At 68.4% G+C, this 20,524-nt stretch carries 21 protein-coding genes, 1 other RNA gene and 1 riboswitch; of the genes, 17 read left to right on the forward strand and 5 right to left on the reverse strand.

Features of this window, described 5'->3' with window-relative positions; translation table 11 throughout:
- Positions 1–206 precede the first annotated feature (206 nt).
- The 5 genes from ACTWQD_RS04260 (at position 207) to ACTWQD_RS04280 (ending at position 6,479) form a co-directional block, all read left to right on the forward strand.
- Positions 207–4,022 (forward strand): multifunctional oxoglutarate decarboxylase/oxoglutarate dehydrogenase thiamine pyrophosphate-binding subunit/dihydrolipoyllysine-residue succinyltransferase subunit, encoded by a 3,816-nt coding sequence (locus ACTWQD_RS04260; RefSeq protein ID WP_443194953.1) that lies wholly within the window; start codon positions 207–209, stop codon positions 4,020–4,022.
- Between the two features lie 132 nt (positions 4,023–4,154).
- Positions 4,155–4,754, forward strand: coding sequence for a GDSL-type esterase/lipase family protein (locus tag ACTWQD_RS04265; RefSeq protein WP_443194954.1), 600 nt, complete (start codon positions 4,155–4,157; stop codon positions 4,752–4,754).
- A gap of 117 nt (positions 4,755–4,871) precedes the next feature.
- Positions 4,872–5,699 carry a DUF4097 family beta strand repeat-containing protein gene (locus ACTWQD_RS04270; RefSeq protein WP_443194955.1) on the forward strand — a complete coding sequence of 276 codons (828 nt, stop codon included), beginning with the start codon at positions 4,872–4,874 and terminating at the stop codon, positions 5,697–5,699.
- Complete coding sequence (locus ACTWQD_RS04275; protein WP_443194956.1) at positions 5,699–6,319, forward strand: PadR family transcriptional regulator; 621 nt, start codon at positions 5,699–5,701, stop codon at positions 6,317–6,319. The genes ACTWQD_RS04270 and ACTWQD_RS04275 overlap by 1 nt, the downstream gene beginning before the upstream one ends.
- Positions 6,320–6,404: 85 nt before the next feature.
- Positions 6,405–6,479 carry a 50S ribosomal protein bL37 gene (locus tag ACTWQD_RS04280; RefSeq protein WP_369299106.1) on the forward strand — a complete coding sequence of 25 codons (75 nt, stop codon included), beginning with the start codon at positions 6,405–6,407 and terminating at the stop codon, positions 6,477–6,479.
- Between the two features lie 96 nt (positions 6,480–6,575).
- Here ACTWQD_RS04280 and rsrA read toward each other — a convergent pair whose 3' ends face one another.
- Entirely contained in the window at positions 6,576–6,830 is a 255-nt protein-coding gene (rsrA, locus tag ACTWQD_RS04285; protein ID WP_443194957.1) for a mycothiol system anti-sigma-R factor, read from the reverse strand.
- Positions 6,827–7,474 (reverse strand): sigma-70 family RNA polymerase sigma factor, encoded by a 648-nt coding sequence (locus ACTWQD_RS04290; protein ID WP_443195517.1) that lies wholly within the window; start codon positions 7,472–7,474, stop codon positions 6,827–6,829. The genes rsrA and ACTWQD_RS04290 overlap by 4 nt, the downstream gene beginning before the upstream one ends.
- 306 nt (positions 7,475–7,780) lie before the next feature.
- Between ACTWQD_RS04290 and ACTWQD_RS04295 the strand changes: the two genes are divergently transcribed.
- From ACTWQD_RS04295 to ACTWQD_RS04350, 12 genes are all read left to right on the forward strand, one after another.
- Positions 7,781–8,329 (forward strand): DoxX family protein, encoded by a 549-nt coding sequence (locus tag ACTWQD_RS04295; protein ID WP_066432855.1) that lies wholly within the window; start codon positions 7,781–7,783, stop codon positions 8,327–8,329.
- A 7-nt stretch (positions 8,330–8,336) separates the two neighbouring features.
- The gene (aroA, locus tag ACTWQD_RS04300; RefSeq protein WP_443194958.1) at positions 8,337–9,764 is read left to right on the forward strand and encodes a 3-phosphoshikimate 1-carboxyvinyltransferase; all 1,428 of its coding nucleotides are present in this window, start codon (positions 8,337–8,339) and stop codon (positions 9,762–9,764) included.
- Entirely contained in the window at positions 9,748–10,863 is a 1,116-nt protein-coding gene (gene rsgA / locus ACTWQD_RS04305) for a ribosome small subunit-dependent GTPase A (RefSeq protein ID WP_443194959.1), read from the forward strand. The genes aroA and rsgA overlap by 17 nt, the downstream gene beginning before the upstream one ends.
- A gap of 55 nt (positions 10,864–10,918) precedes the next feature.
- Complete coding sequence (gene hisN, locus ACTWQD_RS04310) at positions 10,919–11,731, forward strand: histidinol-phosphatase (protein WP_066432848.1); 813 nt, start codon at positions 10,919–10,921, stop codon at positions 11,729–11,731.
- Between the two features lie 106 nt (positions 11,732–11,837).
- A complete protein-coding gene (locus ACTWQD_RS04315; protein WP_443194960.1) occupies positions 11,838–13,193 on the forward strand; it encodes a glutamyl-tRNA reductase in 1,356 nt (451 codons plus the stop codon).
- 65 nt (positions 13,194–13,258) lie between these two features.
- Positions 13,259–13,372: riboswitch (SAM riboswitch) on the forward strand.
- 34 nt (positions 13,373–13,406) lie between these two features.
- Positions 13,407–14,885 (forward strand): aminotransferase class V-fold PLP-dependent enzyme, encoded by a 1,479-nt coding sequence (locus tag ACTWQD_RS04320; protein ID WP_443194961.1) that lies wholly within the window; start codon positions 13,407–13,409, stop codon positions 14,883–14,885.
- A gap of 111 nt (positions 14,886–14,996) precedes the next feature.
- A complete protein-coding gene (locus ACTWQD_RS04325) occupies positions 14,997–15,755 on the forward strand; it encodes a class I SAM-dependent methyltransferase (RefSeq protein ID WP_443194962.1) in 759 nt (252 codons plus the stop codon).
- Between the two features lie 97 nt (positions 15,756–15,852).
- Complete coding sequence (locus tag ACTWQD_RS04330; protein WP_443194963.1) at positions 15,853–16,566, forward strand: metal-dependent transcriptional regulator; 714 nt, start codon at positions 15,853–15,855, stop codon at positions 16,564–16,566.
- Entirely contained in the window at positions 16,553–16,966 is a 414-nt protein-coding gene (locus ACTWQD_RS04335; RefSeq protein ID WP_443194964.1) for a fluoride efflux transporter FluC, read from the forward strand. Before ACTWQD_RS04330 ends, ACTWQD_RS04335 begins: the two co-directional genes overlap by 14 nt.
- Complete coding sequence (locus tag ACTWQD_RS04340; RefSeq protein WP_443194965.1) at positions 16,963–17,337, forward strand: fluoride efflux transporter FluC; 375 nt, start codon at positions 16,963–16,965, stop codon at positions 17,335–17,337. The genes ACTWQD_RS04335 and ACTWQD_RS04340 overlap by 4 nt, the downstream gene beginning before the upstream one ends.
- A gap of 62 nt (positions 17,338–17,399) precedes the next feature.
- The gene (locus ACTWQD_RS04345) at positions 17,400–17,771 is read left to right on the forward strand and encodes a hypothetical protein (protein WP_443194966.1); all 372 of its coding nucleotides are present in this window, start codon (positions 17,400–17,402) and stop codon (positions 17,769–17,771) included.
- A gap of 47 nt (positions 17,772–17,818) precedes the next feature.
- Complete coding sequence (locus ACTWQD_RS04350) at positions 17,819–17,962, forward strand: hypothetical protein (RefSeq protein ID WP_197410550.1); 144 nt, start codon at positions 17,819–17,821, stop codon at positions 17,960–17,962.
- Positions 17,963–18,085: 123 nt separating this feature from the next.
- On the opposite strand, the gene ssrA is transcribed toward ACTWQD_RS04350, so the two are convergent.
- The 3 genes from ssrA to ACTWQD_RS04365 form a co-directional block, all read right to left on the reverse strand.
- Positions 18,086–18,454, reverse strand: a transfer-messenger RNA (tmRNA) gene (ssrA, locus tag ACTWQD_RS04355).
- 127 nt (positions 18,455–18,581) lie between these two features.
- The gene (gene smpB, locus ACTWQD_RS04360; protein WP_066432833.1) at positions 18,582–19,052 is read right to left on the reverse strand and encodes an SsrA-binding protein SmpB; all 471 of its coding nucleotides are present in this window, start codon (positions 19,050–19,052) and stop codon (positions 18,582–18,584) included.
- Positions 19,053–19,091: 39 nt separating this feature from the next.
- The gene (locus tag ACTWQD_RS04365; RefSeq protein WP_443194967.1) at positions 19,092–20,513 is read right to left on the reverse strand and encodes a peptidoglycan DD-metalloendopeptidase family protein; all 1,422 of its coding nucleotides are present in this window, start codon (positions 20,511–20,513) and stop codon (positions 19,092–19,094) included.
- Between the last annotated feature and the right edge of the window lie 11 nt (positions 20,514–20,524).

Below are 20,524 nucleotides of genomic sequence, written 5' to 3' on the forward strand. Positions count from 1 at the left end.
CGACCCTCCGGGGGCCCGGCTGAGCGGCCGCTTCGACGCTTTAAGACGACTTGATGATTTGAGTCACCCTTATTGGCGGTTTGGCAAGAATCGTCACTAGACTGGCATGGGTCTGGGTTCACTGGACGCGGAGACTGGTACAACCGTCGTGATGCGGCGCCGTGAAACCAGTCGGGAATCAAACTCATGGAAGAGGCGTAATTCAAGTGCCAGAGCAGCCTAGCCACCGTCTACCAGAGGAATTTGGCGGAAACGAGTGGCTCGTTGACGAACTGTACGAGCGGTATCAGCAGGACAAGAACACGGTGGATGCCAAGTGGTGGCCCTTGTTCGAATCCTTTGACGCCGGAGACAGTTCCTCCACCAACGGAGCCTCAGGCGCAGCGACAGTTGCGCACCCCGCCACCCGCGAACTTCCGGTTGTAGCTCCCGCGGCCCCGGCAGCGCAGCCGGCCGCCCCTGCAGCACCGGCCCCGGCAGCGCAGCCGGCCGCCCCCGCCGCTGCGGCCCCCGCCGCTCCCGCCGCCAAGAAGGCTCCCGCCACGGTGGCCCGCGACGGCTCCAAGACCTCGGATGCCGGCCCCGGCACGGCGCCGATCCCGGCACAGCTGCCCAAGAACATCAAGGCCCCGACGGCGCCGGAAGAGGACGTCGTCTCCGTCCTCCGCGGCCCGGCCAAGGCCATCGCCACCAACATGGTCACCAGCCTGGAAGTTCCGACCGCCACCAGCGTGCGCGCCATTCCGGCCAAGCTGCTGATCGACAACCGCGTGGTCATCAACTCCAACCTGGCCCGCGCCCGCGGCGGCAAGGTCTCCTTCACGCACCTGATCGGCTACGCCGTCATCCGCGCCCTGGCCCAGTTCCCCTCGATGAACGTCTACTACGACGAGATCGACGGCAAGCCCGTCGCCGTCCAGCCGGCGCACGTCAACTTCGGCATCGCCATCGACATGCCCAAGCCCGACGGCACCCGCCTGCTCATGGTGCCGAACATCAAGAAGGCGGAGACCCTCAACTTCTCCGAGTTCTGGCACACCTACGAGGACCTGATCAAGCGTGCCCGCACCGGCAAGCTGACCGCCGATGACCATTCCGGCACCACCGTCTCCCTGACCAACCCGGGCGGCATCGGCACGGTGCACTCGGTGCCGCGCCTGTCCAAGGGCCAGGCCGCCATCATCGGCGTCGGCGCACTGGACTACCCCGCGGAGTTCCAGGGCGCCAGCGAGAAGATCATCGCGCAGAACGCCATCAGTAAGGTGCTTACGCTGACCTCCACCTATGACCACCGCGTCATCCAGGGTGCCGGCAGCGGCGAGTTCCTGAAGCTGGTCCACCAGCTGTTGCTCGGTGCCCAGAACTTCTACGACGAGATCTTCGAGTCCCTCCGCATTCCGTACGAACCGGTGCGCTGGAGCCCGGACCTGCAGGTGGACCCGGCCGATGAGATCAACAAGGTCGCCCGGATCCAGCAGCTCATCCACGCCTACCGCGTCCGCGGCCACCTCATGGCGGACACCGATCCGCTCGAGTACGTCCAGCGCAAGCACCCGGACCTCGATGTCCTGACGTACGGCCTCACCCTGTGGGACCTGGACCGCGAATGGCCCACCGGGGGCTTCGGCGGCAAGCCGATGCTCAAGTTCCGCGACATCCTCGGAGTCCTCCGCGACGCCTACTGCCGCACCGCCGGCATCGAGTACATGCACATCCAGGACCCGGCCGAGCGCAAGTGGTTCCAGGACCAGATCGAGCACCCGTACTCCAAGCCGAGCCGGGATGAGCAGCTGCGGATCGTTTCCAAGCTCAACGCGGCCGAGGCTTTCGAGACGTTCCTGCAGACGAAGTTCGTCGGCCAGAAGCGCTTCTCCCTGGAAGGCGGCGAGTCCCTGATCCCGCTGCTGGACGCCATCATCTCCGACGCGGCCGACGACGAACTCGACGAAGTGGCGATCGGCATGGCCCACCGCGGCCGGCTCAACGTGCTCACGAACATCGCCGGCAAGACCTACGCCCAGGTCTTCCGCGAATTCGAAGGCACCCAGGACCCGCGCTCCGTGCAGGGCTCGGGTGACGTCAAGTACCACCTGGGCACCGAGGGCACCTTCACGTCGGACAACGGCAAGGAGACCAAGGTCTACCTCGCCGCCAACCCGTCGCACCTGGAGGCCGTGGACTCCGTCCTCGAAGGCATTGTCCGCGCCAAGCAGGACCGCCTCGACCAGGGCAACAACTTCCCCGTGCTGCCGATCATGGTCCACGGCGACGCCGCATTCGCCGGCCAGGGCGTTGTGGCGGAAACGCTCAACCTCTCCCAGCTGCGCGGGTACCGCACCGGCGGCACTATCCACATCGTGGTCAACAACCAGGTCGGCTTCACCACCGCACCGTCCTCGTCGCGCTCGTCCACCTACTCCACGGATGTTGCCAAGATGATCCAGGCGCCGGTGTTCCACGTGAACGGCGACGACCCGGAAGCCGTGGTCCGTATCGGCCAGCTCGCCTACGAGTTCCGCCAGCGGTTCCACAAGGACGTTGTGATCGACATGGTCTGCTACCGCCGCCGCGGGCACAACGAGGGCGATGACCCCTCGATGACGCAGCCCCTGATGTACAACCTGATCGAGGCCAAGCGTTCGGTCCGCAAGCTGTACACCGAGTCCCTGATCGGCCGCGGTGACATCACCGAAGAAGAAGCCGAGCAGCTCCTGCGCGACTACCAGGAACGCCTGGAGCGGGTCTTCGCGGAAACCCATGCCGCCCAGACTTCCCCGATTCCGATCATCACCGCGGATTCCGCCGCGGTCTCCGATCTGGAGCGGCCCATGGCCCAGCAGTCCGATTCGAGCATCAATGCCCCCGCGTCCACGGCAATTTCCGCCGAGACCCTGGCCCGCATCGGCAAGGCCCACGTGGACTTCCCCGAGGGGTTCACGGTCCACGCCAAGCTCAAGCAGCTGCTGGAAAAGCGCGAGGTCATGTCCCGCGAAGGCGGCATCGACTGGGGCTTCGGCGAACTGGCCGCCTTCGGTTCCCTCATCATGGAGGGCGTCCCGGTCCGGCTCGCCGGCCAGGACTCGCGCCGCGGCACGTTCGTGCAGCGTCACGCCGTCTTCCACGACCGTGCCAACGGCGACGAGTGGCTGCCCCTGGCACACCTCTCCGACGACCAGGCCAAGCTGTGGATCTACGACTCCCTGCTCTCGGAATACGCGGCCATGGGCTTCGAATACGGCTACTCCGTGGAACGCCCGGACGCGCTGGTGCTGTGGGAGGCGCAGTTCGGTGACTTCGTCAACGGTGCACAGACCATCATTGACGAGTTCATCTCCTCGGCCGAGCAGAAGTGGGGCCAGCGTTCCTCGCTCGTGCTGATGCTGCCGCACGGCTACGAAGGCCAGGGCCCGGACCACTCCTCCGCCCGGATCGAGCGCTTCCTGCAGCTGTGCGCCGAAGAGAACATGATCGTGGCCAACCCCACGACGTCGGCGTCGCACTTCCACCTGCTGCGCCGCCAGGCCTACAGCCGGCCGCGCAAGCCGCTCATCATCTTCACGCCGAAGCAGCTGCTCCGCCTCAAGGCAGCGGCATCGTCGGTGGAGGACTTCACCACCGGGACGTTCCGGCCGGTCATCCCCGAGCACGAGGAACTGCAGGCCAACGCCGTCGAGCGTGTGCTGCTGGTCTCCGGCCGCCTGTACTACGATCTGCTGTCCACCCGGCAGAAGACCGGCGACAAGACCACGGCGATCGTCCGCGTCGAGCAGCTGTACCCGCTGCCGGCGGCCGAGATTGCCGCGGAGCTCGCCAAGTACCCGAACGCCGAGGTGGTGTGGGCCCAGGACGAGCCCGCCAACCAGGGCCCGTGGCCGTTCATCGGCCTCAACCTTCCGGACGCGCTGGACCGCCGGGTCCGCCTCGTTTCACGGCCCGCCTCGGCTTCCACCGCGGCTGGATCCATGAAGCGGCACGCGGCCGAGCAGGACGCGCTGCTCAAGCAGGCATTCGCACGCAAGTAACGCCAACGCTGCCCGGCCGGAGATTGAAACACGCAACTCCGGCCGGGCAGCGTTGTTTAACCGGCTTTGTCCCGCGGCGGCGTGACGGCGCGCGGGACGGTTTAATGGACGCTCGGGAGTAAAGAGGTAGTCGTGGAAGATCGAAAGCTGCGGATCGCAGCCGTGGGTGATGAACTGCTGGCCGGGCTGGGTGACCCCCGGGCCCTGGGCTGGCTGGGACGGGTGCTGGCGCGCACCCCGCAGGACGGATTGTCGCTGGAATGCTATTCCCTGCCCTGCCCGCAGGAGGGCACGGAAGGCCTGGCTGCCCGCTGGCTCGAGGAGGCGGGCCGCCGCTTCAACGGCCACTACGAGAACCGCCTGGTGATCGGCCTCTCCGGCCGCGACGTCGAATTTGGACTGTCCACGGCCCGCAGCCGGCTGAACCTCGCCAACATCCTCGACTCCGCCTCGCAGAACAAGATCGAGGTCTTCGTCGTGGGCCCGCCGCCGACCCTGGACCCGGCCCAGAACCGCCGGCTGGGCGAGCTCAACACCGCCTTCGCCGATGTCACCACCCGGCGCAAGCACCTTTATGTCGACACGTTCTCCCCGCTCCTGAACCACGAGCAATGGCGGCAGGACCTCGCCGCCAACGCCGGCACCCCGGGCCAGGCCGGCTACGGGCTGATGGCCTGGCTCGTGCTGCACCGCGGCTGGTTCCAGTGGCTGGGAATGGATGCCCCGGAGTAGTCCCAGGCGGGAATTTCGCGATATATCTTGACCCCTCCCCTCCCGCGATATATCGTGAGTCCATAGTCACGATATATCGCAAGTGAATGCTTGTGGTATTGCTTCCCCGGAGGAACCATGGCAGAGAACAACTGGACCGTCACCGGCCCGCAGACCATCGACGTCGACGGCGTCCGATCCCTCAAGCTCGGCATTGTGCGGGGGCGGTTCGACATTGTCACCCACGAGGAGGCCGTTGCCAGGATCGAGGTGTCCGAGGTCAGCGGCGACCCGCTGGCGATCAGCCTGGTCGACGGACGCCTCGAGGTCCGGCACCAGCTCCACGGCCCGCAGGGCTGGTTCAAGAACCTGATGGACACCGTCAGCAACAACAGCAACAACTCGACGGTCATCAGCATCGCCCTGCCGGCCGGCGTCGACGTCGAGGCGGGCACCGTCAGCGGCGACGGAATGGTCTCGGGGACCAGCGGTCACACCCGGCTCAACACCGTCTCCGGCTCCGTCCTGGCCGACGGCACGTCCGGAGACCTCGCCGTCAACACCGTCAGCGGCGACGTCATCGCGCGCAACCACCACGGCGTGCTGACGGCCAAGAGCGTGTCCGGCGAAGTAACGGCCTCCGGCGATCTCAGCCACGTCCGTGCCAACACGGTCAGCGGCGACCTGACCTTCGACCTGCACGGCTTCACCGAGGACTTTGGCGCCAATTCCGTCTCCGGCGACGTCACCCTCCGCGTGCCGCATGACGTCGGGGTGGACATCATTGCCAAGTCCGCCAGCGGCGCCATTGTCATCGGCGACACCAAGTACACCCAGCCCGGCGGCGGCGTGCAGACCATCGCCGGACCCGATACCCAGCTCATGCTGGTCCGCACCAACTCCGTCTCGGGCAAAACGTCCATCTTCCACCGCCCGGCGCGCACTGATACCGATTCGGGGCTCTGATGCCGCCGGTCTTCGCCCACGGCGCCCTCCGGCTCTACCTGCTCGCGCTGCTGGAGTCCGGCCCCAAACACGGCTACGAACTCATCAAGGCGCTCAGCGAACGCTTTGGCGGGACCTACTCCCCCAGCGCCGGAACCATCTACCCCCGGCTCGGCAAGCTCGAGGAGGAAGGGCTCGTCGCCACCCACACCGAAGGCCGCAGGACCCTCTACAGCATCACTCCGGCAGGACTCGTGGAACTGGAGCGCCGGCGCGATGAACTGGCCGACGTGGAAAACGACATTTCCGCCTCCGTCCGGCGGCTCGCCGACGGCCTGCGCCAGGACATCAAGGCGAACATGCGCGGGCTCCGCGCGGACCTCGCCGCGACGGCCGAGGCAGCCCGGTCCTCGGCCAGGGCCGCCGGGTCGACAGTCGCCTCGCTGGCGACCCAACGCTACTCGCCCGAGAGCGACCGCCGGCTGCGGGAAGCGGAGATGCTGGTGCAGGCCTTCCGCGACGACATCCGCGTGGAACTGCGCCGCCATGGCGGCCGGCACCCCATCACCCCGGTGACGCTGGAGACGGTCAAGACGGTGCTGGACCAGGCCCGGATCTCCATCCGCAATTCGCTGGAGTGATCCGGCCGCCGGTTCGCGGCGGGTGCCCCGATGTGGGAGACTTGAGGGCAGCTCTTTTGAGTACCTAGAAATAAGGAGGCCAGCTATGAGCAAGCGTGCACGTAAACGTCGTGACCGTAAGCGTGGCGGCGCGAACCACGGCAAGCGCCCCAACACCTAAGCACTGCTTGGGTACCCCCGCCTTGGACAAATGACCCCGGCAGCCTGACGGCTGCCGGGGTCATTTGTTTATCCTGTCCGGGTCGGGCTCGAATCCCTAAACAGAGTTGCTGGAGTGGATCCGGTCCAGGATCGAATTCTTCAGGTTCTCCGGAGCGGCCTCGGTGCAGGAGCGCTTCACCATGACGCGGATGACACACTCCAGGTCGTACTGCTCGAAGCATTCCGGGCAGCCTTCCAGGTGGTCCTTGATCTCCGCAATGTCATCGTGGGTGAGGGCACCATCGAGATACTCGTAGATCCGTTGCATCCGGGCATCATCGCAATCGCCCAGTCCCTGGCAGTCGCTCATTTCCTGTTCTCCTGTGTGTTGCTTCCGGCCGCCGCGGCGGTATCCGCAGCCTTAAATCCCCGCTCTGCCGCGTAGTCGGCGAGCATGTCCCGCAGCATCTTGCGGCCCCGGTGCAGGCGGGACATGACGGTCCCGATCGGGGTGTTCATAATGTCTGAGATTTCCTTGTAGGCGAACCCCTCGACGTCGGCGAAGTACACCGCCAGCCGGAATTCCTCCGGAATGGCCTGCAGGGCCCGCTTCACGTCGGAGTCCGGCAGGTGGTCCAGCGCCTCGGCCTCGGCCGACCGCAGGCCCGTGGACGTGTGTGACTCCGCCCGGGCCAGCTGCCAGTCCTCGATGGTGTCCGAGTTCGACTGCAGGGGCTCGCGCTGCCTCTTGCGGTAGAGGTTGATGTAGGTGTTCGTCAGGATGCGGTACAGCCAGGCCTTGAGGTTGGTGCCCGGCTTGTACTGGTGGAAGGCTGAAAACGCCTTCGTGTACGCCTCCTGGACCAGGTCCTCGGCGTCAGCCGGGTTCCGCGCCATCCGCATCGCCGCGGAATACAGCTGGTCCACGTACTGCATGGCGTCGCGTTCGAACCGAACCCGGCGTTCCTCCGGCGTTTCCGCCGCGACATCGAGTTCCTGCCCGTCCACGGTCATTTCCTGGGCGGCAGCGTCGTGCATGGCCGCAACGGCCGGATCCATGGTGCTCATTGCGTCCAAGTCTACTGTCACCTTCGGGCGGGCGCCCGGAACGGCCGGCATGGCGATGTCCTGCCGGGTGCTTGCCCTGTCCTGAACGAGAATCAAATCATGGCCTCCCTGCGGCATCCTTCCGGCCGGGTGTGCGGCCGGTGTTCTCGCCATGTCCAACCCCGCCGGGCAGGCAAATATTCCGCAAAAGTGCAAGACTAGAACCGGTTCTCCCGCATCGATTCCGCGGCTCGTCCATCCAGGAGGAAATTCATGTCCGTTGTCCGCTTTCTCGCCCGGCCCATGCTCGCCTCCAGTTTCGTCCTTGCAGGCATGGACAAGCTCAAGAACGCGGACGACACTGCGTCGCAGCTTTCCCCCCTGCTGCGCCGCGCGGCTGCATCCCTGCCCTTCCAGGCCGATGAGAAGGTCCTGGCCCGTGTCATCGGCGGCACGCAGGTGGGCGCCGGCGTCCTCTTTGCGCTCGGCAAGTCGGCACGCCTGGCCGCCACCGTCCTGGCCGTCATCTCCGCGCTCAACAGCTACGTGGAGTGGCGCAGCGCCGACATCACCTCCAAGGAGGGCCGCGAGGCCCGCCGCAAGCAGCTCCTCAAGAACGTCTCGCTGACCGGCGGCGTGCTGCTGGCCGCCGTGGACACCAACGGCCGCCCCAGCCTGGCCTGGCGCGCCGAGCACCTCGCCGCGGACGCCCGGAAGAGCGCCGGCCACCTCGCCGCCGATGTCAAGAAGACCACCAACAAGCAGCTGAAGAAGGCCGACAAGGCCGTCCGCAAAGCCGTCGACCACACCGCCGGGGCCTAAGACGGCAATGACAGGCACCACCCCCACCGCAGCTGCCTCCTCTGCTCCGGCCGGCGCGGCCCCGCACTGGCGGGCGCCGTTCGCCGGACAGCCCGTCGACGCGACAGTCACCGTGCCGGGATCGAAGTCCCTGACCAACCGCTACCTTGTACTGGCAGCCCTCGCCGACGGGCCCTCGCGGTTGCGCGCTCCCCTGCACTCCCGGGACTCCGCCCTAATGATCGGGGCGCTGCGGCAGCTCGGCGCCACCATCACGGAGGTTCCGGGCGACGGCGCGTTCGGCCCCGACCTGGCGGTGACTCCCATTCCGGCGGATGCCCCCGCGGCCCGGACCTCCATCGACTGCGGCCTGGCCGGAACGGTGATGCGGTTCGTGCCGCCCGTCGCGGCCCTGCGCCGGGGCGTGGCCGTGTTCGACGGCGATCCGCATGCCCGCCAACGCCCGATGGGCACCATCATCGAGGCGCTGGCCGGGCTGGGCGTCTCCGTCAGCGCGGCCGACGGCGGTCCGGCGTCGTCCCTGCCGTTCGCTGTGGAGGGCGCAGGTGTTGTCCGCGGCGGTCACCTCGTCATCGACGCCAGCGCCTCCTCCCAGTTTGTGTCCGCCCTGCTCCTTGCCGGAGCCCGGTTCACCGACGGGCTGCACCTGGAACACCGCAGCGCCGGCAACCCCGGCCCTGTCCCCAGCCTGGACCACATCAACATGACCGTGGCCGTGCTCCGCGGCGTGGGCGTGGCCGTGGACGATTCCCGGCCGAACCACTGGGTGGTCTCCCCCGGCCCCATCCGCGCCTTTGACCTCCGGATCGAGCAGGACCTCTCCAACGCGGGACCTTTCCTGGCGGCAGCCCTGGCCACCCGCGGCACCGTCCGCATCCCCAACTGGCCCGCCCCGACCACCCAGGTCGGCGATCTGTGGCGCAGCATCCTCACCACGATGGGTGCCACCGTCACGTTCACGGACGGGACCCTCACCGTCACCGGCGGCCCCGAGATCAAGGGCGCCGACTTCGATGAGACCTCCGAACTGGCCCCCACGGTAGCGGCGCTCTGCGCCCTGGCCTCGGGGCCCTCGCGGCTGAGCGGCATCGCCCACCTCCGCGGGCACGAGACAGACCGGCTGGCCGCGCTGGTGGCTGAAATCAACCGCCTCGGCGGGGACGCCGAGGAAACCAGCGACGGCCTGGTGATCCGGCCGGCGCCCCTGCACGGCGGCGTCGTCCACAGCTACGCCGACCACCGCATGGCCACAGCCGGCGCCATCCTCGGCCTGGCCGTGCCCGGCGTCGAGGTCGAGGACATTGCCACGACGGCCAAGACCATGCCGGACTTCCCGCAGCTGTGGGAGGCCATGCTTGCCCAGGGCGCGCCCGGGACGGCAGCCGCGCAGACGGCCGCCACGCAGAAGGACACAACCGGTGGCACGCAGCACTGACTCCTGGGACGAATCGGACGTCCGGATCCGCCCCAACAAAAAGGGCACCCGGCCCCGCACCAAGGACCGGCCCGCCCACGAGGACGCCGTCACCGGACGGATCATCACCGTTGACCGCGGGCGCTACACCGCCGTCGTGGACGAAGGCCTTCCCACGGAACGCAAGATCATTGCCGCCCGCGCCCGGGAACTGCGCCGCAACCCCGTGGTGGCCGGCGACTTCGTCTCTCTCGTCGGGGACGTCAGCGGCGAGCCCGACACCCTGGCCCGGCTGGTCAAAATCCAGGACCGCCGGACGCTCCTGCGGCGCAGCGCCGACGACACCGACCCGATCGAGCGGGCCGTGGTGGCCAATGCCGACACGCTGGTGATCGTGGTGGCGGCGGCCAATCCGGAGCCGCGGACCGGGTTCATCGACCGCGCGCTCGTGGCCGCGTACGACGCCGGGATCGAGCCGCTGCTGCTCGTCACCAAGGCCGACGTCAAGGATCCCGCGGAACTCCTCGCCAATTACCGGCACCTCGGGTTCCCGGTGATCATCTCCAAGACCGCGGATTCCGCCGCGTCCGGCATTGACGCCCGCTCCGACGACGGGTTGTCCGCCCGGCTGGACAAGGACGCCGTGTCGCAGCTGCGCGCCCACCTCGACGGCAAGGTCACCGTCATGCTGGGCCATTCCGGCGTCGGGAAGTCCACCATGGTCAACGCGCTGACCGGCGCCGAGCGGGCCACCGGCGGCGTTAATGCCGTCACGGGCCGCGGCCGCCACACGTCGTCCTCCGCGCTTGCCCTGAAGGTCAACGATGCGCCCGCGGGCAGCTGGATCATTGACACACCGGGCATCCGCTCCTTCGGCCTGGCCCATGTGGACCCGGACCGGATCATGCGCTCCTTCCCGGACCTCGAACCCGGGACCGACGACTGCGAGCGGGGCTGCAAGCACGACTCCACGGCCGTCAACTGCGGTGTGGACGCGTGGGTGGCCGCCGGCCACGCGGGCGAATCCGGCCCGGCCCGGCTCGCTTCCCTCCGCCGCCTGCTGGGAACGGACCCGCGGATGGAAGCACAGGACGTCAAGGAACTGGGCACCGTCTCGTAGCGGGCAGCGGTGCCGCCTACCGCGCCCCTGCGCGGTTTGACGGTAGTTTGGAACCATGAGTCAACCCGCTTCGAGCTACAACGATGACCTGCGTCTTGCCCATGTGCTGGCAGATTCCGTAGATTCCCAGACCATGAGCCGCTTCAAGGCACTCGACCTTCGGATCGAGACGAAGCCGGATCTGACCCCGGTGACCGACGCCGACAAGTCCGCCGAGGAGGCCATCCGAGGCCAGCTGTCCCGTTCCCGCCCCCGCGACGCCGTGCTTGGCGAAGAGTTCGGCAGTTCCGGGCACGGCTCCCGCCGCTGGATCATCGACCCGATCGACGGGACCAAGAACTTCGTCCGCGGCGTCCCCGTCTGGGCCACGCTGATCGCCCTCGTCGACGAAGGCGAGCCGGTGGTCGGCGTCGTGAGCGCCCCCGCTTTGGGCAAACGCTGGTGGGCCGCCAAAGGTGCCGGCGCGTACACCGGCCGCTCGCTGGCGGCCGCCACCAGGCTGAGGGTCTCCAACGTCTCCCAGCTCTCGGATGCCTCGCTGTCCTACTCCAGCCTGGGCGGCTGGAAGCAGCGCGGCAACCTTGACGAGTTCATCGGCCTCACGGAGGAAGTCTGGCGCACCCGGGCCTACGGCGATTTCTGGTCCTACTGCCTCGTGGCCGAAGGTGCCGTCGACATCGCCTGCGAGCCCGAACTGAACCTCTACGACATGGCCGCGCTGGTGCCGATCGTCACCGAGGCCGGCGGACGCTTCACCTCCCTCGACGGCGAGGACGGCCCCTTCGGCGGCAACGCCCTCGCCACCAATTCCATCCTGCACTCCGAGGTCCTCAAGCGCCTCAACCCGGGACTGGACGACCTCCTCTAGCTCACCACCTCCAAGGATTCCCCAACCTCCCCATAGGAGCCTGTCCTCGACGGCGGCCCCACAGCCCGCCGCCAAGGTAGGGCATCTTTTTGGGAGGAGAGCAGCCTTGTCTGACACCGTTCACGCCCCGGTCCGCGGCGCTGCCGCAACAGCCGGGGCAGCCGGGGCACCCGGAACCGGGCCGGCGCTGCTGGTGCTGGTGGCGAAGTACCGGGACCTGGACCTCGAATCAGCCGCGGCCCTGCACGCGGCGGCCGCCGGGCTCGCACCGCACCTTGTCGCCGGCAGCACAGCCGTGGCCGCGTCCGTGGTCCTCGCCACCTGCAACCGGTTCGAAATCTACTGCGATGTCACCGCCGCGGCGGCGCGTGCGGCCGCCCGGGCAGATGTCCTCGGCGCGATCCACCGCTGCTCGGGGCTGCCCCGGAACCTCGTGTCGGCCCTCTTCGGGGAACTCCAAGGGGCCGCGGCCGCCGAACATCTTTTGGCCGTGGCCGCCGGCCTGGACTCGGTGGTGGTGGGTGAACGCGAGGTGGCCGGCCAGGTCCGGCGGGCGCTGGCCGCGGCGCAGGCCGCCGGAACGTCCAGCGGCCGGCTGGACCGGCTGTTCCAGGCCGCATCCCGCACGGCAAAGGACGTGGGGGCGCAGACGGCACTCAGCAGCGCAGGCGCCTCCATCGCCTCCGTTGCCCTGGACCTAGCCGCCGGGACCAGGCCGTCCGGGATCGCGGGGGCGTCCACCGTCCTCGTCGGAACGGGCGCCTATGCCGGCTGCCTGGCGGAACTGCTGAGGAACCGGAAATGCTCCGCCGTCTCCGTCTTCTCCCACTCCGGCCGCGCAGAGGCCTTCGCCGCGGCCAGGGGCGGCCGCGCACTCTCCGCCAGCGACCTGCCCACGGCAGTTGCCAACGCCGACCTCCTCATCGGCTGCAGCGGGGCGGGAGCCCGCATCGACGCCGCCGCCCTCGGCCGGTGGCGCGCGGACGCGGCGCATCCCCTCACCGTCATCGACCTGGCACCCAGCCATGACTTTGACCCCCGCATGGCGGACCTGCCCGGGGTGGAGGTCATCACGCTGGACTCGGTCCACCGCAGCGCTCCCCCGGCGGACGCCGAGGCCCTCCGCTCAGCCCGGGCGCTGGTCCGGCAGGCCGCCTGCCGTTTCAACGAACTGGACGCCGTCCGCGGGGCGGATGCCGCCGTCGTCGCCCTGCGCGGGCACCTCGAGGGGCTCCTCCGCAGCGAAATGGATCGCGTCAGCACACGGCACGGCGGGGACGTCCCGGCGGAGGAGGTTAACCGCGCCCTGCGGCACCTGGTGCGGCGGCTGCTGCATGCCCCGACGCTGCGCGCCCGGGAACTCGCCGCCGCCGGCCGGCAGGACGATTACACGGCGGCGCTGGACGCGCTGTTCGGCCTCAGCATTGCGGCCGCCGCGCAGACGCCGGGGGTTCCGGCGTAACAAACCGCTTCATAATCAGAGCGCGCCTTTCCGCCGGAAGAGCGATTGTCCTAGGCTCGAGAACAGGTCACGAGTGCCAGCGCTAAACCCCGGTTTGCTGGCCGGCAACCCTCCATTCGCGGTGGGGTGCCCCGGGTGACGACCTGGCCGGTCCGGAGCGGACCCGGCAAGCGCGGATCCCCGGTGCGTGGGGTCCTTTTCCAGCGAGGTCCCATGACTACTGCCACTTTCCCTGCCCCTGCCGCACTCCAGGCCGGCGGCCTTGCCCCGTCCGATGCGCGGTTCGACGTCGCCCGCCAGCCGCTCGCCGCTGTCACCGGGGCCGAGATCCAGGCACCGCTGATCCAGGGCGGCCACGTCCGGTACGCCAACCTGGACTACGGCGCGTCCGCCCCGGCCCTGTCCGTCGTCTCGGCCTACCTCAACGAGATCCTGCCCTACTACGCCAGCGTCCACCGCGGGGCCGGCTACGCCTCCCAGATCAGCACCTCCGTCTACGAAAACGCCCGCACGACCGTCCGCGACTTCGTGGGCGGGCGGCCGGACGATGCGGTGATCTTCACCCGGAACACCACCGATTCCCTGAACCTGCTGGCTGGCTGCCTTCCCGCCGCCGGCGGCGGTGAGCCCACCGGGGAGGTGCTGTACCTCGACATCGAACACCATGCCAACCTCCTGCCCTGGCAGCGGGTGCCGCACCGCAGCGTCATCGCCGCGCCGACCCTCGCCGGGACGCTGGAACTGCTCCGCGGCGAACTCGCCCACGGCGGCGTCAGTCTCCTGGCCGTCACCGGCGCCTCCAACGTCACCGGCGAGGTCCTGCCGGTCCGGGCCCTGGCCGCCCTGGCCCATGAGTACGGCGCCCGGATCGTCGTGGACGCCGCACAACTGGCCCCGCACCGGCGGATCGACATTGCCGCGGACGACGTCGACTACCTCGCCTTCTCCGGCCACAAGCTCTACGCGCCGTTCGGTGCGGGGGTCCTGGTGGGCCGTCCCGACTGGCTGGACGCCGGCACCCCGCACCTGGCCGGCGGCGGCGCCGTGCAGGACGCCCGCCTCGACACCGTCAGCTGGACCACGGGCCCGGCCCGGCACGAAGGGGGCTCACCCAATGTGCTGGGCGCCGCCACGCTGGCCCGGGCCACCCAGGTGGTGGCCGGCCTGGACCAGGACCAGTGGCACGCGCACGAGAACGCCATCCGGTCCTTCCTGGTCGAGGGCCTCGACCGGATCGACGGGGTGACGGTCCACCAGATCTTTTCGGACAGCGCCACCTTCGATGCGCCGGCAGGCAGTGGTCCCGCCAGTGGTCCCGGTAACGGGCCGGGCACGGGCACGATCGGCGTCGTCAACTTCTCCGTGGCAGGCTACGATGCCGGCCTGGTGGCGGCGTACCTGTCGGCGGAACACGGCATCGGCCTGCGCGACGGCCGGTTCTGCGCCCACCCCCTGCTCCGGCGCCTGGGACTTCCCTCCGGCTCCCTGCGGGCCAGCTTCGGGCTCGGGTCCCGGCTGGAGGACGCCCAGCGGCTGCTCGCGGGGATCCAGGAACTGCGGCAGTCCGGCCTCGGCTGGGACTACGTGGTGGACTCCGGGCGCTGGGTGCCCGCCAACGACACCCGCAGCTACCCGCACTGGGCGCCCAACACACCCGGGACGGCCGGCGCCGCCCCCTGCTCGCAAAACTGACACCCCGCAGGCTGATGTTCCCGCGGTATGACCGCCGTTCCATGGCAGGGTGTGAAAAAGGTGCGGTAAATTCGAAAGGTACCCATCCGGACCTGCCGAAGGAGAGCGCCCGTGGCACGCGGCGGCCCCAAACTGCATCACGAACGGCGCCACGAGCTGGGTCAGAGCTTCCAGGACGGCGGGGAGCACTATGACCGCGTCCGCCCGGGCTACCCCAGCGACTCGGCGGACTGGCTGATCCCCGCCGGCGCGCACGACGCAGCGGACCTGGGCGCCGGCACCGGGAAGTTCACCGCGCTGCTGGCCGGACGCGGCCTGCACACCGTGGCGGTGGACCCCTCCGCCGACATGCTGGAACAGCTCCGGCGGGCGCTCCCCGGCGTGGCCGCCGTCGAAGGCACTGCCGAACAGACGGGGCTGCCCGCCGCGGCGTTCGACGTCGTTACCGTTGCCCAGGCCTGGCACTGGTGCGATCCGCTGCTGGCCAGTACCGAGATCGCCCGGATCCTCCGCCCGCACGGCGTCCTGGGCCTGGTCTGGAACCAGCTGGACACCTCGGTGCCCTGGGTGCACCGGCTTTCCCGCATCATGCACGCCGGGGATGTGCACAAGCCGCACTTCCGGCCGCCGCTCGGTCCGGAATTTACGGGGCTCGACAGCCACCTCACCCGCTGGGAGGACCCGGTGCGCACCGCCGACATCATTGAGTTGACCAAGTCGCGCAGCTACTATCTGGCAGCCAGCGACGCGGTCCGCGCCAAGGTGCTGGGCAACCTCGACTGGTATCTGCACGAGCACCTGGGCCACCGCCCGGGGGACGTCCTCCTGCTTCCATACCTGACACAGAGCTGGCGGGCCGTCCGGGCCTGAACCGGCTGGGATCTGGTTTCGGTCTTGGCAGTGACCGCCAACCCCGTCCTGCTGTGGCTTGCCTTCTCCGGCGCCGCCTGACGGTAGGCTGGACGCTGTGAAGACCAGCCCGCCCTCCTCCTCGATCGAGGACTACGTCAAGGTCATCTACTCCTTCACGGAGTGGCAGGACAAGCCCATCACCTCCACACAGCTGGCCCAGCGCCTCGGCGTCGCGAACTCCTCGGTATCCGAGATGGTCCGGAAGCTCAAGGACCAGGGCCTGGTGGACCACCAGCCGTACAGCGCCATCACCCTCACGGCCGACGGCGTGCGGCTGGCCTTGTCCATGGTCCGGCGGCACCGGCTCATAGAGACTTTCCTCGTCCGCGAACTCGGATACCGCTGGGACGAAGTCCACGACGAGGCCGAGCTGCTGGAACACGCCGTGTCTGACACGTTCATTGACCGGATGGCCGCCAAGCTCGGCAACCCGGTGCGGGATCCCCACGGCGACCCGATCCCTGCCGCGGACGGCTCCGTGCACATGCCCGCGGCCCACCGGATGAGCGAACTCGACGAAGGCCACACCGGCCTCATCACCCGGATCAGCGACGACAACCCCGAGCTGCTGCGCTACCTTTCCGCCGAGGAGATCGCACTGGACGACGACGTTGAGGTTCTGGGCCGCAAGCCCTTCGGCGGCGCCCTGGTGGTGCGCATCGGCTCCGGCGGGGCAGGGCGCGAGTTCGACCTGGCGGAAGAAGTCGCCGCCGCCCTGTGGGTCCACAGCGCGGCGGCCCATCCGGGCTGCAGCCTTGAGCGCAGCTAACGGCTGGCGGGCGTGGACGGCAGTCGCCGTCGGCGGCCTCGTCGGAACGGAACTGCGCTACGGAGCCGGCGTGCTCTTCCCTGAGACGGCCGGGGCCATCCCCTGGACCACCCTGGCGATCAACGTCGCCGGAAGCTTTGTCCTCGCAGCGCTCACCACCGTCTGGATCGCCCGGCCGAAGACCGCCTTCTGGCTGCGGGCGGGGCTCGGGCCGGGGCTCCTGGGGTCGTTCACCACGTTCTCGGCGGTGGTGTACGCCGTCGACCAGCTGTACCGTAGCGGCCTCCATGCCAGCTGGGTGGCCTACCTGGTGCTTTCACTGGTCCTGGGGCTCGGCGCGGCGGCCGCCGGCTGGAAAACCGGCAAGGCGCTGGCCGACCTGGGCGGCGGTGCACCATGATCACGCCGCTGCTGGTGGGGGTCTTCGGCGTCGTGGGCGCCCTGCTGCGCTTCGCCGTCGACTCCTGGTTTGCCCACCATCCGGGGCGGCATCCGCACTGGCCCTGGGCCACGCTGGCCGTCAATGCGACCGGTTCCTTCATCATCGGCGTCGCGATGGGGGCGACCGGCCAGCTGGGCCTGGGCCCCGAATGGCACGCGGGCATCGCGACGGGGCTCGCGGGCGGGCTCACCACCTTCAGTTCCTGGACCACCGCCACCGTACGGCTGGCGGCCGAAAACCGGTACCGGGCGGCCGCCCTTAACGTTGCCGCGAACCTGGCACTGGGCCTGGCGGCGGCAGCGCTTGGCCTGGCACTGACCGGACGGTAAGGGGCCCGGTGACGGGTGCCCCGGGGCACGTCGGGGCCCGTCCCATCACGTATCGTTGAAGGATGGTTACCCGACGCGAAGCAGCCCAGATCCTCGATATTCCGCTGGAAATGGCGCACCGTCACGGCATCCCGTCCCGCCTGAGCGAGGCCGAACTCGCAGAATTCCTCGACAACCCGCCGGCCTGGCTGGTGCAGTCCAAGGCCAACCGGACGGGCAAGCGCCCGGTCTGGGTCCAGCTGACCTGCGCCGTCTGCGGCTTCTCCGAGGCGGCCCGGCCGAAGAAATGGTGGCCGGACTTCACCTACGTGTGCTGCGCGCACCACGCCCCGCATGACGTTCCCGCCGTGGGCGCCGGGCTGGTCCGCAGCGAGTATGAGGGCGTGGGCAGCCGGTTCGTCGGCATCGTGGACGTTGCGGTGCCCGAGGCGTAACTTAATATCACGGGGCCACCCCGGCCCCCTGTGAGGGAGCGCCCACCATGCCTGACAAAACACCGCACCGGAGTTCGGTAAAAAAGCCGGTCAAAACCATCAAGGAAAAACGCGCCGAGAAGAAGTCCAAGAACATCGCGGAGACGCACGCGGACCCGGTTGCCCACATCAAGAAGCGCGGTACGCACTAGGAGTTGCCCGGTACCGGGCCCCCGCGTGTGCAGCCGCACCGGCACAGCAAAAAGGCCGGAAGCTGATGCTTCCGGCCTTTTTGCTTTGCTCTACGGGGTGAAGCACCGTTTCCAGTGCTCCGATGGTGGAGATGGGGGGAATTGAACCCCCGTCCGATGTCGTGTTGTCAGGGCTTCTCCGGGCGCAGTTTGCGTCGGATTTTCTCGGCCCCGGCCATGCTGCAAACAGCTGGCCGATCCGGGCCCAGTCACCAAAGAGTCCCGTTCACCCCGGTGACGGGGGTAAACAGCAGTGGCTATCTAAATGACGCCAGGATCCGGGGCAATAGCAACCTCGGGCTGACGGACTGTCTTACTGCTTAGGCAGCAAGAGCGAAGTCAGTGCGTTTTGATTCGGCACTTATTGGTTTGCAGACAGCGTTTACGAGATAATTCTGCATCCTCGGCCCGCTTCACCTGTCGCGACTAACATCGTCGAAACCGATCATCCCCGTATTTTGTTACCAACTAACCAACTTCTATTTTACTTCAGCCCGGTCCGGATCCTTCGGATCCTTCCCGGACTATCAATCATAACGCAAGGTACTCCGGATTCATTCCCGGCCCCTCCGGCGGTTCGTCAGCGCCGGTTCCGCTCCCGCATGACACGCAGCGCCTCGCGCTTGTCCTGCTGCTCGCGCAGGGTCTGCCGCTTGTCGTATTCCTTCTTGCCGCGGGCGACGCCGATCTCCACCTTGGCCCGGCCGTCCACGAAGTACAGCTGGAGCGGGACGATGGTGAAGCCTGACTCACGGATTTTGTGCGAGATCTTGGTGAGCTCCTCGCGGTGCAGCAGAAGCTTCCGACGGCGGCGCGCAGCATGGTTGGTCCAGCTCCCCTGGTGATACTCGGGAATGTGGATGCCCTCCATCCACAGCTCGTCGTTGTAGAAGGTGCAGAAGCCGTCCACCATGGAGGCGTGGCCCTCGCGGAGAGACTTTACTTCCGTCCCCATGAGCGCGATGCCGGCCTCGTAGGTGTCGAGAATGTGGTAGTCGTGCCGGGCCTTGCGGTTGGTGGCCACTACTTTCCGGCCACTTTCTTTCGGCACGGTAGAACTCCTCAGTCGTTGGATCGGGTCTGTTCCAGTTTAGAGCAGGCCCATCGGGTCGACGGCCCGGCCGTTGAGCCAGGTCTCGAAGTGAGAGTGGCAGCCGGTCGAGTTGCCGGTGGTTCCCGAGTAGGCGATCAGCTGGCCCTGGCTGACCTGCTGCCCGGGCGATACCGTCACGCTGACGTTGTGGTAGTAGACCGTGGTCAGCGAGTTGCCCTGCACTACGCCGTGGGAGATCTTCACGTTGTTGCCGCCGCCATCGTTGGCCCAGCCGGCGGAGAAGACTTTGCCGGCCGCCGCGGCGTAAACGGGCGTGCCGCAGGCCGCGGCAAAGTCGATGCCGGTGTGCATGTAGCCGCCCTGGCCGTAGAAGTCGATGGTTCCCGGCGGCGTTGCGCGCCATCCGAAGCCCGAGCTGATCCGGACACCGTTGAAGGGGTGCCGCAGCCCGAACGCGGACGGCGGCCCGGGCGGGGCTGGGACATACGGAGCCGGGGGCTTGACCTGGCCCTGGGCACGGGCCGCAGCCGCGGCTGCGGCAGCGGCAGCTTCGGCAATCCGGCGCTGCTCGGCTTCCCAGGCTTCGCGCAGCTTGCGGTCCCGTTCGGCGATTTCCGCCGCGACCGCGTCCTGCTGGGCCTTCACCTGCGCCAGCTGGGTCTGGATTCCGGGCTTGGCGGCCTGGAGTTCGGCGTCGAGGCGGGTGGTGTCGGCGATGAGCTTGTCCACCTGCGCCTTTTTGGACTCCGCCTCGTCGCGGGCGGCCTGCTCCCGCGCCAGGGCGGCGTCGGCCTTGGCCTTGAGGTCCTTGATCTCCGTTTCCACAGCCTCAAGCCGGGCCTGGGAGTTGACGTTGGTGGCGTTCTGCTGGGTCAGTTTGTCCATCGCGGCGTTCTGGCTGCGCATCGCCTGGTCGGCCAGGTCGATGGTGTCCGTGAGGCTGCCGCCGTTGTTGGACCCGAAGAACAGCGAGAGGTTGGAGGGCACACCGCCGGACTTATAGGCCTGGGTGGCGATCTGCCCGATCAGCTTCTTGGTGTCGGCGATCTTCTGCTTGTCGGTCTCCAGCTGCTGGGTGAGCTTGGCCTTGTTCTGCTGGGCCAGGTCCACCCGCGCTGCGAGGGCTTCGGATTCCTTGACCGCACTGGCCACGCGGCCCTGGGCTTCGAGCAGGGCCTGCTGCGCACCGGGCAGCTGGCCCTGGTACACCACCAGGTCGGAGGCTGCCTGGGCGATCCGGGAGTCCACGAATTCGAGGGAATGCTGGACCTTCGCCGCCTCGTCCCGGAGCGCGGCCTGCTGGTCCTCGAGGGTGTCGGCGGATGCCACGGGGGCCGATGCGCCCATGCTGGCCGCCAGCACCAGTGCCAGCGCGGCGCTGACCACGCGGCTGCGGCGGCCGGCCAGCCGGAGCCGGGCCGGATCCGGCTGCGGGGCGAGTCCGGGACTCGGTGTCATGGGCATTCCTT

The organism is Pseudarthrobacter sp. 1C304, from assembly GCF_052245515.1.
Lineage (GTDB): Bacteria > Actinomycetota > Actinomycetes > Actinomycetales > Micrococcaceae > Arthrobacter.